This window comes from Archangium violaceum, assembly GCF_016859125.1.
GTDB lineage: Bacteria > Myxococcota > Myxococcia > Myxococcales > Myxococcaceae > Archangium > Archangium violaceum_A.
Window position 1 is genome coordinate 7,574,036 of the sequence record NZ_CP069338.1, and the last position, 15,865, is coordinate 7,589,900.

General features: G+C 67.4%; 13 protein-coding genes. 7 read left to right on the forward strand and 6 right to left on the reverse strand.

Annotation, left to right across the window (positions count from 1 at the left end; genetic code table 11):
- Positions 1-185: 185 nt before the first annotated feature.
- Together JQX13_RS32475 and JQX13_RS32480 are read left to right on the forward strand one after the other, a co-directional pair.
- Positions 186-671, forward strand: a complete 486-nt coding sequence (locus JQX13_RS32475) for a hypothetical protein (RefSeq protein ID WP_203403354.1) — start codon at positions 186-188, stop codon at positions 669-671.
- Positions 668-1,306, forward strand: a complete 639-nt coding sequence (locus tag JQX13_RS32480) for an ATP-binding protein (protein WP_239013990.1) — start codon at positions 668-670, stop codon at positions 1,304-1,306. The genes JQX13_RS32475 and JQX13_RS32480 overlap by 4 nt, the downstream gene beginning before the upstream one ends.
- 142 nt (positions 1,307-1,448) lie before the next feature.
- Here the strand turns inward: JQX13_RS32480 and JQX13_RS55600 are convergent, their stop codons facing one another.
- Both JQX13_RS55600 and JQX13_RS32485 read right to left on the reverse strand, forming a co-directional pair.
- The gene (locus tag JQX13_RS55600; RefSeq protein WP_275424885.1) at positions 1,449-1,580 is read right to left on the reverse strand and encodes a hypothetical protein; all 132 of its coding nucleotides are present in this window, start codon (positions 1,578-1,580) and stop codon (positions 1,449-1,451) included.
- Positions 1,568-2,098 (reverse strand): transposase, encoded by a 531-nt coding sequence (locus JQX13_RS32485; RefSeq protein WP_203412312.1) that lies wholly within the window; start codon positions 2,096-2,098, stop codon positions 1,568-1,570. Before JQX13_RS32485 ends, JQX13_RS55600 begins: the two co-directional genes overlap by 13 nt.
- 673 nt (positions 2,099-2,771) lie before the next feature.
- On the opposite strand from JQX13_RS32485, the gene istA reads away from it, so the two are divergent.
- Positions 2,772-4,286: an IS21 family transposase gene (gene istA / locus JQX13_RS32490; RefSeq protein WP_203403355.1), complete on the forward strand. Its 1,515-nt coding sequence runs from the start codon at positions 2,772-2,774 to the stop codon at positions 4,284-4,286.
- Positions 4,267-5,034, forward strand: coding sequence for an IS21-like element helper ATPase IstB (gene istB, locus JQX13_RS32495; RefSeq protein ID WP_203403356.1), 768 nt, complete (start codon positions 4,267-4,269; stop codon positions 5,032-5,034). The genes istA and istB overlap by 20 nt, the downstream gene beginning before the upstream one ends.
- Here istB and JQX13_RS32500 read toward each other — a convergent pair.
- Positions 4,958-5,995 (reverse strand): IS1380 family transposase, encoded by a 1,038-nt coding sequence (locus tag JQX13_RS32500; RefSeq protein WP_203403357.1) that lies wholly within the window; start codon positions 5,993-5,995, stop codon positions 4,958-4,960. The two genes, istB and JQX13_RS32500, sit on opposite strands and share 77 nt — an antisense overlap.
- Before the next feature lie 179 nt (positions 5,996-6,174).
- Here JQX13_RS32500 and JQX13_RS54610 point away from each other — a divergent pair, with 179 nt between their 5' ends.
- Positions 6,175-6,285 carry an ATP-binding protein gene (locus tag JQX13_RS54610; protein WP_239015395.1) on the forward strand — a complete coding sequence of 37 codons (111 nt, stop codon included), beginning with the start codon at positions 6,175-6,177 and terminating at the stop codon, positions 6,283-6,285.
- A 419-nt stretch (positions 6,286-6,704) separates the two neighbouring features.
- Here the strand turns inward: JQX13_RS54610 and JQX13_RS32510 are convergent, their stop codons facing one another.
- Positions 6,705-8,108 (reverse strand): transposase, encoded by a 1,404-nt coding sequence (locus tag JQX13_RS32510; protein ID WP_203403358.1) that lies wholly within the window; start codon positions 8,106-8,108, stop codon positions 6,705-6,707.
- A gap of 104 nt (positions 8,109-8,212) precedes the next feature.
- Complete coding sequence (locus JQX13_RS56550; RefSeq protein ID WP_203403359.1) at positions 8,213-8,608, reverse strand: DUF2381 family protein; 396 nt, start codon at positions 8,606-8,608, stop codon at positions 8,213-8,215.
- A 521-nt stretch (positions 8,609-9,129) separates the two neighbouring features.
- Between JQX13_RS56550 and JQX13_RS32520 the strand changes: the two genes are divergently transcribed.
- On the forward strand, positions 9,130-10,440 hold the full coding sequence (locus JQX13_RS32520; RefSeq protein ID WP_203403360.1) for an ISAs1 family transposase: 1,311 nt from the start codon (positions 9,130-9,132) through the stop codon (positions 10,438-10,440).
- Positions 10,441-11,589: 1,149 nt separating this feature from the next.
- On the opposite strand, the gene JQX13_RS32525 is transcribed toward JQX13_RS32520, so the two are convergent.
- Positions 11,590-13,344: a M1 family metallopeptidase gene (locus JQX13_RS32525; protein ID WP_203403361.1), complete on the reverse strand. Its 1,755-nt coding sequence runs from the start codon at positions 13,342-13,344 to the stop codon at positions 11,590-11,592.
- 118 nt (positions 13,345-13,462) lie between these two features.
- On the opposite strand from JQX13_RS32525, the gene JQX13_RS32530 reads away from it, so the two are divergent.
- Complete coding sequence (locus JQX13_RS32530) at positions 13,463-15,853, forward strand: 3-hydroxyacyl-CoA dehydrogenase/enoyl-CoA hydratase family protein (protein WP_203403362.1); 2,391 nt, start codon at positions 13,463-13,465, stop codon at positions 15,851-15,853.
- Positions 15,854-15,865 lie beyond the last annotated feature (12 nt).

Consider the following 15,865-nt stretch of genomic DNA (forward strand, 5'->3'; position numbering starts at 1 on the left):
TGGAGTCAATTGCAGCTCACGTGTCGCACTCTCCCCACTCCCCTCTCCATCTCCTCCTGCTTGCTACCCGCTGCCCCGGGGCGGGCTTCCTCTGCCTTGTGCCCGATAACTCAACCCAACGCGCTCGACCTCAGCCTTCATGCATGTCTTGAGCCAGTCGTCGCGAATATGGTGGGCTCACCCTGGTGGCCAGCGACTCGCTGGTGCGCCTGCTGGATGGCACCCGGGAGGTGGCCCGCCACACGCGCTGCTGGGACAAGGGCAAGACTCTCGAATGCGAGGAGCACCTGGCCGCCCTCGCCGCCCACAAGCGCCACGCCCACGAGCTGCGCGGGCGCGACAGGCTGCGCCAGTCCTGCCCCAGCGCCGACGCCTTCATCGCCGCGCTCGCCTCGCGCAACGCCCACCTCGCAGGCCATACCTCGCGCTTGCTCAAGCTGCTCGACTCCCATGGCCCCGAGGCTCTCGAGGCCGCCCTGTCCACCGCCCTCTCTCGCGGTGCCATTGGCGCCGAGTCCGTCGCCCACCTCCTGGAGCACTCCCGCCGCCAGCAGCACCTGCCTCCCGTCTTCTCTGTCTCCCTCCCCGACGACCCCCGCGTGCGCTCCGCCCGCGTCCAGCCCCATTCCCTCTCCGACTACGACGCCCTCTTTCGAAAGGACTCCCCGTGACTTCCTCCCTGGCTCATTCCCTCTCCGGGCTCGGCCTGCACCGCACCAGCGCCGAGCTCGATGACCTCGTCGCTCGCGCCACCAAGGCCCGCCTCTCTCCCACCCAGCTGCTGGAGCAGATTGTCCAGCTGGAGTCCGACGAGCGTGCCCGCCGCTCCCTGGAGCGCCGCACCCTGCGCAGCCGCCTGGGCCGCTTCAAGCCCATGGCCGACTTCGACTGGAGCTGGCCCAAGTCCATAGACAGGCCCCTGGTGGAGAGTCTGCTGCGTCTGGACTTCCTCCAGGACGCTCGCAACGTCGTGCTGCTCGCCGCCCAGGGCCTGGGCAAGACGATGATTGCCCAGAACCTCGCTCACGAGGCCCTGCGCTCCGGCCACTCCGTCCTCTTCACCACCGCCTCCCAGCTGCTACTCGACCTCGGCTCGCGCGACTCTTCCCGCGCCTTGGAGTCCCGCCTGCGCCACTACGCTCGCGTGGGCCTGCTCATCATCGACGAGCTGGGCTACCTCTCCTACGACGCGCGCAACGCCGACCTCCTCTTCCAACTCGTCAACTTGCGCTATGAGAAACGCAGCCTCGTCCTCACCACCAATCAGCCCACCATATTCGCGACGACTGGCTCAAGACATGCATGAAGGCTGAGGTCGAGCGCGTTGGGTTGAGTTATCGGGCACAAGGCAGAGGAAGCCCGCCCCGGGGCAGCGGGTAGCAAGCAGGAGGAGATGGAGAGGGGAGTGGGGAGAGTGCGACACGTGAGCTGCAATTGACTCCAGGCAGCTACGTGATGTGCGCTGTGCTCAGCGAGCCCAGCTTCGTCCACAGCTTCTGCCAGAGGCTGGCCGACTCCCGGCCAATGACCAGCACCACTCTTCTGGCGTGTAACAGCACCCGCGCGGCTACTTTGAGCACCCGCTCGCGCACACGGAGCAGCCCCAGCCCTCGCCCGTGGCCTGCTCCATCAGCACGCGCGCGGCGTGCACCAGGTTGTAGGCCAGGGCATTGAGCAACAGGCGTACCTCGTTGTTGGCGAAGGCGTCGATGGACACCGAGCGCTGGACGGGCGGCTGCCCCCGGTACTTGGACTTGGGCCGTCTGGCCGAGGAGAGCGCCGGGGCCAGCACGTCCATGAGCTCTCCGAAGTGGCCCTCCGCCGTGCCGCGTTGGCGGTAGTGCTCCAGCAGCGCCTGTGCCGGCATCTGCTCCTTGCTCCAGCTCGTCACCAGCCAGAAGGCGTGCGGGAAGAGCTCGTCCTTCCTCTCCAGCACTACCAACACCACGCGCCGCGCACGGCTCCAGCCCTGCGCCTGGTACTCCCATTCGTACAGGTGGGTGCCCGGCTCCCCCTGCTGTTGATGGTCACCAGGAAGCGCGGGTTCCTGGTCATGTGTCGCCGGGGGTTGCCTGACTTCAAGACTACTCCCAGCGATGGGTTCAGCCGAGAAGTTGAGGGGGGGTGAGTGCGTCGGTGAAGTCCACGACCGCGCGCGCCCAGAAAGACGGAAGGCCCACCAGAGGCAACTGGAGGGCCGTCCTGGAGGCGCGCCCTGGTGTGCGAGTCGGGCGGGCCGATGAGCAAGAGGTAGCGCACTCCGGGGCGCGGCGCCAGAAGCAGGCGCGTGCGAGGAGCCCCCGTTGGAGGCGCTGCGCTTCGTGGTGTGCGGCCGGCCCGAGTGTCGGCAGGTGTTCTTCCTCTGCTCCGCGTGCGACCGTGGCCAGCGCTACTGCGGGCCGCCGTGCAGTCGAAGGGCGCGAGCGGAGTCAATGCGCGCTGCTGGTGCGCGCTACCAGCGCACCCGGGACGGACGGCACGCGCATGCCGCGCGGCAGGCGGCCTGGCGGGAGCGGCGGCGAGAGAAAGTGACGCATCAGTCTCCCGCCGCCGTGGCGCCGACAGCCAGTGTGCCTGTCGCGCCAGCCCCGGCCGCCACGCAGGTGGCCGCGGAGCCGAGCGCAGCGAGGCCACTGCCGTATGCACCGCCACCATCCATCCCCGCCTGCACCTCGTGCGGGCGTCAGAGTCCCTTCCTGCGCCACACCACGCTTGCGCGCACCCACGTGGGCCGGCGCTTCAGGGCTGCCCGTCCGCCGTGAGGTGGGCCCATGATTTCCCCCGAGCTCGCCGCCCGCATCCGCCGACTGCACTTCGCCGAGCACTGGAAGGTGGGCACCATCTGCTCCGAGCTGGGCGTGCACCACGACACCGTCCGGCGCGCCCTGACGCTCGAGCGCGTCAGCGGCACGGGGGTGAAGTCCGTCAGGCCCACGCTGCTGGATGCCTACAAGGACTTCATCCAAGCCACCCTGGAGGCCCACCCACGCCTCACCGCCATGCGCCTCTTCCACATGGTGAAGGCGCGCGGCTACGTGGGTGGCCCGCTCCAGGTGCGCCGTTACGTGCGCACGGTGCGTCCCACCTCTCGCGCCGAGGCCTTCCTGCGCCGCAGCACGCTTCCGGGCGAGGAGGCCCAGGTGGATTGGGGGCACTTCGGCACGCTGCCCGTGGGTAACACGCGCCGCCCTCTGTGCTGCTTCGTCCTGGTGCTGGGCCACAGCCGCGCCCTCTACGCGCGCTTCTTCCTCGACATGACGCTGGAGAGCTTCCTCAAAGGCCACGTGCTGGCCTTCCAGGCGCTGGGGGGCGTGCCGCGCGCGCTGCTGTACGACAACTTGAAGTCCGTGGTGCTCGAGCGCGCCGGCGACGCCATCCGCTTCCACCCGCGCCTGCTGGAATTGGCCGGCCACTACCACTTCGCCCCCAAGCCCTGTGCCCCCTACCGCGGCAACGAGAAGGGCAAGGTGGAACGCACCATCCGCTACCTGCGCGACTCCTTCTTCGCCGCGCGCACCTTCAGCGGCGTGGATGACCTCAACGCGCAAGCGGCGCGGTGGGCGGCCGAGGTGGCCCACGCGCGCCACTTGCCCGGCGACGTCACCGGGCGCACCGTCGCCACGGCCCTCGAGGAGGAACGCCCGCGGCTGCTGCCCCTGCCCGCACACCCGTTTCCCACGGACGTGGTGCGCCCCGTCGCCTCTGGCAAGACGCCCTACGTGCGCTTTGACTCCAACGACTACTCCATTCCACACACCCTGGTGAAGAAGCCCCTCACCCTGGTGGCCTCCGAGACACGCGTACGCGTGCTGGACGGCTCCGAGGAGGTGGCCTCCCACCCGCGCTCCTTCGAGAAGGGCCGCACTCTGGAGCAGCCCGGCCACCTCGCCGCCCTCGCCGACGCCAAGGCCCGCGCGCACGAGCTGCGCGGCCGAGACTTGCTGCGCGCCTCCTGCCCGCAGGCAGAGGGCTTCCTCGCGGCCCTCGCCCAGCGCGACCTCTCGCTGTCACACCACACTGCTCAATTGCTGAAGTTACTGGAGCTCCACGGCGCACGCGCCCTGGATGAGGCCCTCGCCGAGGCCCTGCGCAAGGGGGCGGTGAGCGCCCCCGCCGTGGCCCACCTCCTGGACCAGCGCGCTCGCCGCCAGCGTCAACCTCCACCACTCAGCGTGGTGCTGCCGGATGACCCGCGCATCGCCGCCTCACGTACCCGCCCCCACTCCCTCGCCGACTACGACCGCCTCCTCGACAAGGACTCCACCGATGACGACTCCGCTCGCTGACCGCCTCGCCTCCCTCGGGCTGCACGCCACCTCCCAGGGCCTCGCCGACCTCATCGCCCGCGCCACGAAGGCCAGGTGGGGCGCCACCGAGCTGCTGGAGCACCTCGCCGACGAGGAGCACAAGGAGCGCGGCCGCAGAAGTCTCGAGCGGCGCCTGTCTCGCAGCCGCCTTGGCCGCTTCAAGCCCATGGCGGACTACGACTGGGGATGGCCCAAGAAGATTGACCGCGAGGCCATCGAGTCCGCCTTGCGCCTGGATTTCCTGGAGCGCACGCGCAACGTCGTCATAGTGGCCCCTCAGGGACTGGGCAAGACGATGATTGCGCAGAACATCGCCCACCAGGCCGTCCTCAAGGGGCACTCCGCTCTCTTCGTCACCGCCTCCCAGTTGCTGCTCGACCTGGGCGCTCAGGACACCAGCCGCGCACTGGACCGCCGCCTGCGCCACTACACCAGCCGCACGAGCCTGCTCGTCATCGACGAGATGGGCTACCTCGCCTACGACGCGCGCAACGCGGACCTCCTCTTTCAAGTCGTGGCGCGCAGGTATGAACAACGCTCGTTGGTGATGACCACGAATCTGGCGTTTTCGGACTGGCCGACCATCTTTCCCAACGCCGCGTGTGCCACCGCTCTGATTGACCGCGTCATCCACCACGCGGACGTCCTCGCTATTGAAGGCGAGAGCTACCGCCGCCGCGAGGCCGAGGAGGCCGCGACGACCAGGAAGGCGAAGTCCAAGCGCTGAGCCTCACCTCGGACCGGGAGGCCGGACCCCGGGCACACCTCCGGCTTCCCGGTCCAAATTTCCGCGCTTCCTCGTGAACGCCAACACCCTGCGGCACTCCCGAATTCATGAAGCGCGGCAGCGCCGCCTCCCGCTGCAACACGCTGGTGTTGCGCACGCGCGCCACGTAGGGCGTGCCTCGCTCCTCCAGCTTCGCCAGCAGCTTCTCCTCGGGAAAGCCCGCGTCGAAGCGCACCGCCGCCACCTCACACACCTCCTTCTCCACTCGCCCCAGCAACTCGTCGATGAATTCCAGCGCTCCATTGGCGCTGTGCACGTTTCCCTCGCGCAACCTCACGTCCAGCAGGTCTCCCGTCTCGGCCAGACTGGCGACAATCGGGTGGTACATGCGTACTCCGTAGTGCCCGTTGTACGCGCTGCCCTCCTGGTGCCCATGCACCTCCACCGGCAACCCGTCCACGTCCACCGTCACCTGCTTGAGCTTCTGGCCCTTGGGCTGCTGCGCCCTCAGCCTCCGCCCCGTCTGCCACACCAGCGCCTCGTGCAGCACCTTCCGGTTTTCCTCTCGCGCCAACATGGCCGTCAGCCGCGACAAGGTGGGCTGTGAGGCCAACCCCTCCGCTCCCCCCTCTTTCCCCCTCAGCGGCACGCTGCTCTTGCTGTCCGACACCGCCAACCTCAACGCCGCGTCCCTCCTGAGCGCGTCCGCGTCGTCGTGGTCTCTCCACCCTTGCCCCAACAGCAGAAGGTCCGTGCGCACCAACTCCCTCAGCGAGTGGGTTATCCGCTTCTCGTCTCGCGTGTCCGTCAACATCTCCCCCAGCCAGCGCGTCAGCCCCAACCGCTCGTCCACCTCCCTCAGCAGCACCGCACCTGCCTCCGACGTCAACCGCTCCGCCCTCGCCTCCAGCTTCACGGAGCCGTTGAACTCCAGCCCGAAGTCGTTGAGGATTTCACCCATGACGCGCCTCCTGCCTTGTGGTGGTGGATGTCTGAACAACACCCCTCTACCACTCGGGAGGTCAGGCGCGTCACCCTCCTTTTCCGGTCATCCTCCTGCACCTCTCGTGAATAAGGCGGGATCAGGCCTTCAGCGACTGGCCTACCATCTTCCCCAACGCCAGCTGCGCCACCGCCCTCATCGACCGCGTCATCCACCACTGCGACATCGTCTCCATAGAGGGCGACAGCTACCGCCGCCGCGAAGCCGAAGCCTCTCTGGAGTCTCGCCGCTCCCGCCGCTCCGGCTGACGCCCTGGGGGACTACATCCCCCAGTCCCCCTGTGGCTCCGCTCCGGCCCGCCCCCAACTGCGGTGCGGGCCTCCTCGGAGCGCGAGCCCCGCCGCTCCTCGCCCCCAAACCGGCTGGTTCATTTTCCCGCGCTTCTTCATGTTCAGCGACAAGCACGTCGGGCGGGCGCGGCTGGCGGAAAACCTCCACCCTTCGCGCCCTGAAGAGCAGTCGATAAATCCCTCGCGGGAGCAGAGCGCGATCAGGAAGTGGAGGGGAGGGCGGAGGAAATCGCCCATCCCGAGGCGCGGAGTTGGAGGGGGGGGTTGTACAGGTGGGAAGCAGGCGAGAGCGGGATTCAACCACACAGCCCGGGGGCTCATCGCCTGGTTGGAGCCTGAGAGGCCCGGTCACACCACACGCGGCAGGGGGCTGGCCGTCAGAAGCCAGCAGGCAAGGCGGTGACCTGGTCCACCGGCACCGGACTGATGCCGCCACCGAGAGAGGCCGCGTTGCCTGGAGCCAGCTCGAGGAGGTGAGCCGGCTCGGCAAGCGCGCTCTGGCGCGCCAGCAGCGCATCCACCAGAGGCTGGCCGTGTGCGGCCAGGTTGTGCGCCAGGGCCACCAGCAAGGCGACACACTTCACCTTCTCCAGCCCCCGCACCGTCACCTGCGTCAGGCCATAGCGCCCCTTCACCTGCGCGTTGACGTTCTCCACCAGGCCGGCGCGGGCCTTGTACTGCTCCTTGGCCTCGTCGGTGCGCATGCGCTCACGCCACGCCTCTACCTCGGGGGAATGGTCCCCCTGCTGCCCGGCCTGGGCCATGCGCTCGGGCACCGAAATGAGCGCTTCAACCCCCTTGGCCGCGCACTGCTTCACGTCTGCGCACGTGGCATGGCCGCCATCGGCCAGCACGCGCTCGGGCACCTGGCCCGTGCGTTGCTCAATCTGCTCCACCATGGGGCTCACGCTGCCCATGTCGCTGCCCTGGTTGGTGACTTCCACTCCCACAATGGTTCTTGGCCCTCCCAGCGCCTCCCCAGCCACCGCGAATTGCAGGTTGTAGGCGGGTCGGAAACCCCCATCGGCCATCTTCATCACCCGTGCATCCGCATCCGTGGTGGAGGCGCGCACCTTCTCCTTGTCCGCCCCCTTCTTCCTGGCCTGCTGTTGCTTTATCGCCTCCAGCGCCGCGTCCACCCGCGCCTGGTAGTCACGCGCCTTGGCCTCTCGTGTCGCCTGCTGCCCACGCGTCAGCTCCGGGTCGTCCTTCTGCGCCAGCACCGCTTGCAAGTGCAGCTCGGCCTGCTCCTGGCACTCCCGCAGCGACTGCTCTCGCCGGAACGAAGGCGCCGAGGCACTGGCCCTCACCCGCGTGCCGTCCTGCGCCACCTGCTCCAAACTCACCAGCCCCTGCTGCAACAGCACCGAGAGCACGTCGGTAAACACCTGCTGCAACACCTCCAGGTGCTCCACCCGGAACTGGCTCAGCTTGTCGTGGCTCACCTTCACTCCACCGGCCAGCCACTGGTACGCCCTGTCCTCCTCGCACCGGCGCGCCAGCTCCGTCGCCGTCCCCACTCCCTGCTCAATCCCGTACACCCACAGCGCCAACAGCAACCGGGGACTTGTCACCGGGCGTCCCGCATGTCCCTCCACCGCCTTGGCCCCGGCCAGAAAGCCTCTCAGGTCCAACGCCTCCACCGCCGCCGCCACTACCCGCACCGGGTGCTCCGGCTCCACCAACTGCTCCGGCATCTGCTTGAACAGCCAGCCTTGCGACCTGTCCGGCTCTTTCGTCCGGACTCTTCCCTCTGCTGCCCGCGCTTTCTTCTGGCTCACTCCCCCTGCCTACTTCACATGGTACCTCTTGCACCCGAACCCCAGGGGTGGGGCTTTGCCTTCCCCACCCACCTTTGGATCACCCAGCTTTCACTTCCTGGGATTTATCGAGCGCTCTTGAGTCCACCATGCCCCACCAGCCAAAAGGTCACACTGGCCGGGGCTGCACCATCCGCGAAGCGCACCGTCACCTTGACTCGCTCCCCGGGCAAAAATCCCCGCCTGGGATTCACGGTCACGAAGTCATCCCCCTGTGCAACACCTATGGAGCGATTGTCAGGCAGCATTTCCACGGCTCCCGGCGGCAAGAGGGAATCAAAGACGAACGTCGTCGGCTCGTCCGCGCTGACGCACACGCTGAGGGCCCCCTCCGGGGACTCCGCCGCCAAGTCAAAGCGAGCCGTCGCGGCGCAGCGGGGGACGAGGGGAGGCTCTGCGGCTTGCGCAGCACCAGCGAGCAGGGCGGCCAGCAGGACGGCACCGGGAGAGGGGGGCAGCACGGAAACTCAACCTCCAAAGATCACGGCAGGGATTAGGGCTGCCCGCTGGGCTGAATGAGAAAAACGCGCGTGGGTGTCTTGGCGTTGCCGGGCGTGCTTCCGGGAGTGAGGCAGACGCCCAATCCAGGGGGACAATCAAACAATTTACCGTGCTCGTCCATGTAGCCCGTGACGCCTTCCAGGCCAGCAACCAAACACACGGGGAGAGTCCCCTCGCCCGGAACCTTTGCTTCGGTGAAGGTGCCGAAAAGGCGGTTGTCGCCGAGCTTCCACGCGCCAAGAAGCAAGGTCCCGGTGGGAAGATTGCCAACGTACCCGTATCCAACGCCACCGACCTCACCCACGAAGACAGGCTTGATTCAAAGTCCTACGAAAGAAGTTATCCCACCCGGTCCTACGGGAGAAGTATAGTCCCGCCTACAGGCGCCCACCCGTGGCAAGAAGCCGCGGGCTGATCGCGCGGGGGGGGGGCGCCTACACACAGCCCGGTGACGGGCCGGGCAGGTCCGGGGAGAAGAGGAATGAGTAGGGAGAAAAACCGGGGCGGGAGGGCTGGCGGGCCCTCCACACCCCATGGGGAGCGCGGGAAGGGAAAGAATGAGCAGGACACCCCCTCTCGCGTGCAGAGGATGATGACGAGCCTGGGGCTGACATTCAAGGGAGTAAAGGACCCGAGAGCACGCCGGGGACAGAGGCACCCGCTGGCGGCGATGTTGATGCTGCTGGTGCAGGCGCTGGCGGTGGGGCGGCGGGTGTTGAGGCATGCCGAGGCGCTGGGGGAGGACATGCTGCGCGAAGGCACGGCACCCGAGGGGCTGAAGCGGCCGGTGTCCGACACGACGTTGGACAGACTGCTGGGGAAGTTGGAGCCAGAGGGGTTGGAGCAGGAGGTGGAGCAGCTGGTGCGGCGTGGGTTGGACAAGGGGTTGATACGCCATGAGCTCTTCGCCCGTGGCGTCGTCAGCATCGACGGGAAGGCGGGGGAGAGCACGCCGGGGCAGGCGCCGTGCGAGCCGAGCCACACGACGAAGGATGAGCAGGGACGGGAGTACTGGTACCCGTACGCACTGCGCGCCAGTCTCACCAGCAGCACGGCCCAGCCGGTGCTCGACCAGAAGTTGCTGGAAGGCAAGCAGGGAGAGGCGACGGCGTTTCCCGAGCTATTCAAGCGGGTGGTGGAGAAGTTCGGGCGGCATTTCGAGTACGTGACGGTGGACGCGGGAATGACGAGCGCGGCCAACGCGAGCGTGGTGAGGGAGGCGGGCAAACACTACCTGATGGCGCTCAAGGAGAACTTCCACCGGCTGCATGACAAGGCGTGGGTGGCGTTGGCGGGAGCGCCGGTGAAGGTGCGAGTGCGCGAGAGGGCGAAGGGGGAGTGGGTGGAGCGGGAGTTGAGAGTGGTGGACGAGCCGCCAGAAGAGGACTTTCCCGGCGCCGAGCAATGGGTGTGGGTGCGGCAGAGGCGAACCAGAGACGGCGAGCTGCCGAAGGTGGAGACGCGGTTGTTCCTCACCTCCATTCCCAGCGGGCAACTGTCCGCGGAGCAGATGCTGACGTTGGTGCGTCGGCACTGGGGGATTGAGAACGGGCCCAACTGGACAGCGGACGTGGTGCTGGAGGAGGACAGCGCCTCGCCCAGCCTGCGAGGCAATGCACCCCTGGTGCTCAGCTGGCTGCGTTTGCTGGCCTACAACCTGCTGGCCCTGGTGCGCACGCACCTGCCGACTCGCGACAAACGGCCCCAAAGCTTCGCACGCACCATGGAGGTGCTCTACCAGGGCCTGTTGGGTCTGGCCGTGCTGCCCGAGAGTCTGGCCACACTTGCCTGAGCGCCCGCCAGCTGCTCCCGCTCCGGCCTTCCCGCGCCTCTTCTCCCCTGGCTGTTCGGCCTGTGTACCTTCACTCCTGTCCTTCCACGGCGCCCCTCTTTCAGGCGCCGTCCGGAGGGATGCTCCCTCTTTGCCTGTGAATGTCTGGACTTGCTCTCCGCCTCTTCAAAACCTCTCCTACGGACTTTGGATCAATCCTGGCCCAGGCAGTTGGCAAGTTGCCTCATGCAAGCGGTCCTGCAGTAGCTCCATTTCCCAGTCCGCCAGGGACCGTATTGCCTCGTATCGTATATGTATTTGTCGACCTGATGGATTCTCGTGCTGGCCTGGCACTCCGGAACACAAATATCATATTGACGTTCGCATTCCGCCGCATCGAGTGAGACCCGGACGATGCGACCCTCGTCGGCCCGGACGCTCGCCAGGTTCCGGTACTCCGTCAGGTCGAAGTCCTTGGCGGGTTTCCAGGCATAGGTCGCCTGCCCATCTGCCGTATTCTTGATGACGAGCACGTACCTGGACAGGTCCCGCGGCCCGGATGAGCCCGCGACCATCGGCCGGGTGGCGCTACATGAGCCAAGGAGAAGGCATAAGCTCAACGCCATGAGCTTCCGCACCATCGTTCTGATGCTCCTATAGAAGTACCTGTGTTCCTGTGGGGCCATTGCTCGAATTCTTTGACACCCTCTCGGGGGAATGGGTGCCTCCTGCCGCGCGGCATGCTCCACCTCTTCCCTCCTTCAAGTCGACCAACGCCGCACCCGCCACCTTCCGGGCGAAGGTGTCAGGGGATTCGAGTCGGAGCCTGCCCCTTTTCGAGGAGGGCTTCACCGGCAACGAGTTTGCCGTGCTCCGGTTCACGGAGGCGGTCTGCGGCAGCGATGCTTAGTACGAATCCTCTGACCCCCTCTGCGGAGATTTGAGTCGGAGACGGGTGCAATGGACTTGAGTGCGCCAGGCAAAGCCAGGGTGAGGAGGAAGCTTCCCGTCCTTTTATATGCTGCCGTCCTGCCTCATGATTTGGTCCGACAAGAGCCGAATTGGTCCCCTCAAGAGAGCCGCGCCTCCTCGTTGAGAGTGGGCTCGGCTCAGAGCGGCGGTTTACTGAGGCGGTGGGAATTGAACCCGCCGCTCCGTATGCCCTTGTGACTACGCGCGGTTGAGGATGGACTCGACCGCGGCCTGCGCGATGGGGTGGTAGCGCTCGGCGTAACGATTGAACAGGCTGCGCGCGAGTGCCTTGCCCTCGAGCGTGGCCGCCAGCGCCCCGTAGAGCGGCTTGAGGTACTTCATGCGCCCCACCTCCCCGAGGAAGGCCTCGGTGCGGCCCAGCGCCGGCTCCCAGCCCGCCCGCAGCGCCGCCGCCAGCCACGACACCAACACCTCCGAGTTGTGGCTCTTCGTCAGGTGGAAGCGCTCGTCCAACTGCCGGAACACGTCTCGCGGCGTCCCCTTCCGCAGCCCCTCGATGTAGAGCTGCCACTCGGCCGGGGTCCAGTCCTTCACGTCCTCGGCCGTGGGCACCTTGTCCTTCATCCGCCCGATCTGCTCCAGCCGCTCCGAGCGCGGCACGGGCGCTCCCGCAGGAATGCCCGGCTTGTTCAGGTACGCCTCCGCGTCCACCTTCTCCAGCACTCCCGGCAGGTGCTTCTCCACGAAGGCCGTGAACTGCTCCGTGGTGAGCGCCTGGAAGCGGTGCGACTCGATGTAGCGCTTCAGGAAGTCATCGAAGGCGGGCCGGCCCACCGCGTCCTCGATGGCTCGCAGGAAGAGGAATCCCTTCTCATACGGAACCTGGGAGAAGGCCTCGTCCGGATCCACCCCCGTCAGGTGGGTGCGCAGCGCGGTGAGCTTCGGATGCTCCTTGAAGTGCTGGACCGCGTCCTCCAGCGCGCGCCGGCCTAGCGCGGCGTGCAGCGCCGCCACGTCCGCTCCGTAGAGCACCTCGAGGATGCGCCGCTCGGCGAAGACGGTGAAGCCCTCGTTCAGCCAGAAGTGCTCGGCCGATGCGTTCGTCACCAGGTTGCCCGTCCACGAGTGCGCCAGCTCGTGCGCCACCACGCTCACCAGGCTCTTGTCCCCGGCCAGCAGCGAGGGCGTGAGGAAGGTGAGCCGCGGGTTCTCCATGCCCCCGTAGGGGAACGAGGGCGGCATCGTCAGCAGATCGAACCGCTCCCAGTCGTACGTACCGAAGAGCGCCTCCGCCGCGCGCAGCATGGCGTCCACGTCCTCGAACTCCTCGGCGGCCGACTCGAGCACCTCGGGCTCGGCCCACACCCGCGAGCGAGGGCCCAGCTCCTTGGCCGCCAGCCGGCCCACCGCGAAGGCGAGCAGGTAGGGCGGAATCGGCTGGGGCATCTCGTAGCGCTCGATCGCCTCCACTCCCTGCTCCTCGCGGCCCAGGAAGCCCGCGGCCATCACCGCCTTGAGCTCCTTGGGCACGGTGAGCTCCGCCCGGTACCGGATGCGGATTCGCGGCGTGTCCTGAAGCGGCACCACGGAGCGTGCGTGGATGGCTTGGCACTGGCTGAAGAGGTACGGGTACTGGCCGCCCGCCGTCTGGGCCGGCGTCAGCCACTGCAGGGCGCTCGCCTGGGGCGACGTCCGGTAGCGGACGGTGAGCTGCTTCGTGTCCGGGCGCAGCTCCACCCGCAGGCGGCTGCCGAGGATGGGCTCGGGCGGGGACACCAGGAAGGGCAGGGGCTTGCCCTCGGCGTCCACCACCGAGCGGATCTCCAGGTCCCTCGTGTCCAGATCGAGCGGACCGGCGGAGGTTTCCTTCAGTGTAAGTGTCGCCTCGGCGTGCAGTCGGCGCGTGCGGAAGTCCACACGGGCCTTCCAGGTGAGGTTCTCGGTCTCGGGTTGGGTGTCGTCGTTGTAGGAGTGCGGGTCGGGTCGGGCCATGGCGGGGACGCACCTTACCCTTCACCGGTGGACATGCGGGCCTCAAGAGCCGGTTGACTTTTGAATCAACCGGCGCAATGTCTCCCGCCATCCTTTTTCTGAACGGGAGCCTCTTTCGATGACGACGCGGATCCGCAAAGTGGCAGTGCTGGGCGCGGGCGTGATGGGCAGCGGTATCGCCGCGCACCTCGCCAACTCGGGCGTGCGTGCGCTCCTCCTGGACATCGTGCCGCCCAAGGCGGGGCCCGGTGAGGACACGGCCTCCAAGTCCTTCCGGAACAAGTTCGCCCTCGGCGCGCTGGCCAACATGCGCAAGCAGAAGCCCAGCCCCATCGTGTCCGAGCAGGTGTTCACCGCCATCGAGGTGGGCAACTTCGAGGACGACCTGGGCCGGCTGGCCGAGTGTGACTGGGTCATCGAGGTGGTGAAGGAGGACATGGCCGTCAAGCAGGCCCTGTTCGCCAAGGTGGAGCAGCACGCGCGCAAGGACGCCATCGTCAGCTCCAACACCTCGGGCCTGTCCATCAAGGGCATGCTGGAGGGCCGCGGCGCCGAGTTCCGCAAGCGCTTCCTCGTCACGCACTTCTTCAACCCCGTCCGTTACATGAAGCTGCTGGAGCTGGTGGCGGGCCCGGAGACGGACGCCGAGGTGGTGAAGAGCATCCACCGCTTTGGCGAGGAGGTGCTCGGCAAGGGCATCGTCTACGGCAAGGACACCACCAACTTCATCGCCAACCGCGTCGGCACGTACGGGATGATGCGGACCATCTCGGAGATGCAGAAGGCGGAGCTGACCATCGAGGAGGTGGACAAGATCTTCGGCCCCGCCATGGGCCGCCCCAAGTCCGCCGTGTTCCGCACCGCGGACATCGTGGGCCTGGACACCTTCTCCCACGTGGCGAAGAACTGCTACGACACGCTCACCCAGGACGAGGAGCGTGAGGTCTTCGCCGCCCCCGAGTTCCTCCAGAAGATGGTGGCCAAGGGGATGCTGGGCGACAAGAGCGGCGGCGGCTTCTACAAGAAGGACAAGAGCAGCGGCGGCAAGGACATCCTCGCGCTCGACCTGAAGACGCTGGAGTACCGGCCGCAGGCCAAGGTGCGCTACGAGTCGCTGGGCGCCGCCAAGGACGTGGAGAACGTGCGCGAGCGCGTGGCCACGGTGCTCAACGGCCAGGACAAGGCCGCGAAGTTCGCCGAGCGGATCACCCTCGACGTGCTCGCCTACGCCAGCCGCCGGATTCCGGAGATCGCCGATGACGTGGTCAACATCGACCGCGGCATGCGCTGGGGCTTCGCGTGGGACCTGGGGCCCTTCGAGACCTGGGACGCCTACGGTGTGAAGAAGGGCGTGGAGCGGATGAAGGAGCTGGGCCTCAAGCCCGCCGCCTGGGTGGAGGAGATGCTGGCCGCGGGCCGCACGTCCTTCTACGGCGTGGAGAACGGCAAGGACACCTACTGGGACATCCCCACCAGGTCCGTGAAGGTGGTGCCGGAGAACGCCCGCACGGCGCGCGTGGAGTACCTCAAGCGCGGCAACAAGAAGATCACCGGCAACGACAGCGCCACGCTCTGGGACATGGGCGATGGGGTGACGCTGCTCGAGTTCCACACGAAGATGAACTCCATCGACGATGGAATCATCGCGATGATGAACACGGCCCTGGACGAGACGGAGAAGAACTTCCGCGGCCTGGTCGTCGGCAACGATGGGGCGAACTTCTCGGCGGGCGCCAACATCATGGCCATGCTGTGGGCGGCCAAGAACGGTGAGTTCGACACCCTGCGCCAGATGGCGGGGGCGCTCCAGGCGGCCAACCAGCGCATGCGCTACAGCCCGGTGCCGGTGGTGACGGCGCCCTTCAACCTGACGCTCGGCGGCGGCGCCGAGGTGACGATGGGCGGCAACGCCATCCAGGCCTCGAGCGAGCTGTACATGGGCCTCGTCGAGGTGGGCGTGGGCCTCATCCCCGGCGGCGGCGGCACCATGATGCTGCTGCGCAACGTGTACGGCGCGTACTCGGCGGACAAGGACTTCGACGCGTTCCCCTTCATCAAGAAGGTGTTCCTGTCGATCGGCACGGCGAAGGTGGCCACCAGCGCCGAGGAGGCCCGGGAGCTGGGCTTCCTGTCGCAGGCGGACGGCATCAGCGCCAACCGCGACTTCCTGCTGTCGGACGCCAAGCAGCGGGTGCTGGGCATGGCCAACGCGGGCTTCCGCGCGCCCCGGCCCACGCGCTTCCGCCTGCCCGGGCCCAGCGGCTACGCCACCATCGACATGATGCTCTACGACATGGAGCTCAACGGCCAGGTCTCCGCGCATGACCGGAAGATCGCCCAGAAGCTGGCGCGGGTGCTCACCGGTGGCGACACCAGCCCGTCCGTGCTCCTCACCGAGGAGCGGCTGCTGGAGCTGGAGCTGGAGGCGTTCCTCAGCCTGTGCGGCGAGGAGAAGACGCAGGACCGGCTGATGTACATGCTCGAGAAGGGCAAGCCGCTGCGCAACTGAGGCGGCGCCGTT

Bases quoted from the DNA above. Each gene is read 5' to 3' on its own strand.
- JQX13_RS32500 (WP_203403357.1), bottom strand. From the start codon at position 5,995: ATGGGTGAAATCCTCAACGACTTCGGGCTGGAGTTCAACGGCTCCGTG.
- JQX13_RS32525 (WP_203403361.1), bottom strand. From the start codon at position 13,344: ATGGCCCGACCCGACCCGCACTCCTACAACGACGACACCCAACCCGAG.
- JQX13_RS32520 (WP_203403360.1), top strand. From the start codon at position 9,130: ATGAGTAGGGAGAAAAACCGGGGCGGGAGGGCTGGCGGGCCCTCCACA.
- istB (WP_203403356.1), top strand. From the start codon at position 4,267: ATGACGACTCCGCTCGCTGACCGCCTCGCCTCCCTCGGGCTGCACGCC.
- JQX13_RS32530 (WP_203403362.1), top strand. From the start codon at position 13,463: ATGACGACGCGGATCCGCAAAGTGGCAGTGCTGGGCGCGGGCGTGATG.
- istA (WP_203403355.1), top strand. From the start codon at position 2,772: ATGATTTCCCCCGAGCTCGCCGCCCGCATCCGCCGACTGCACTTCGCC.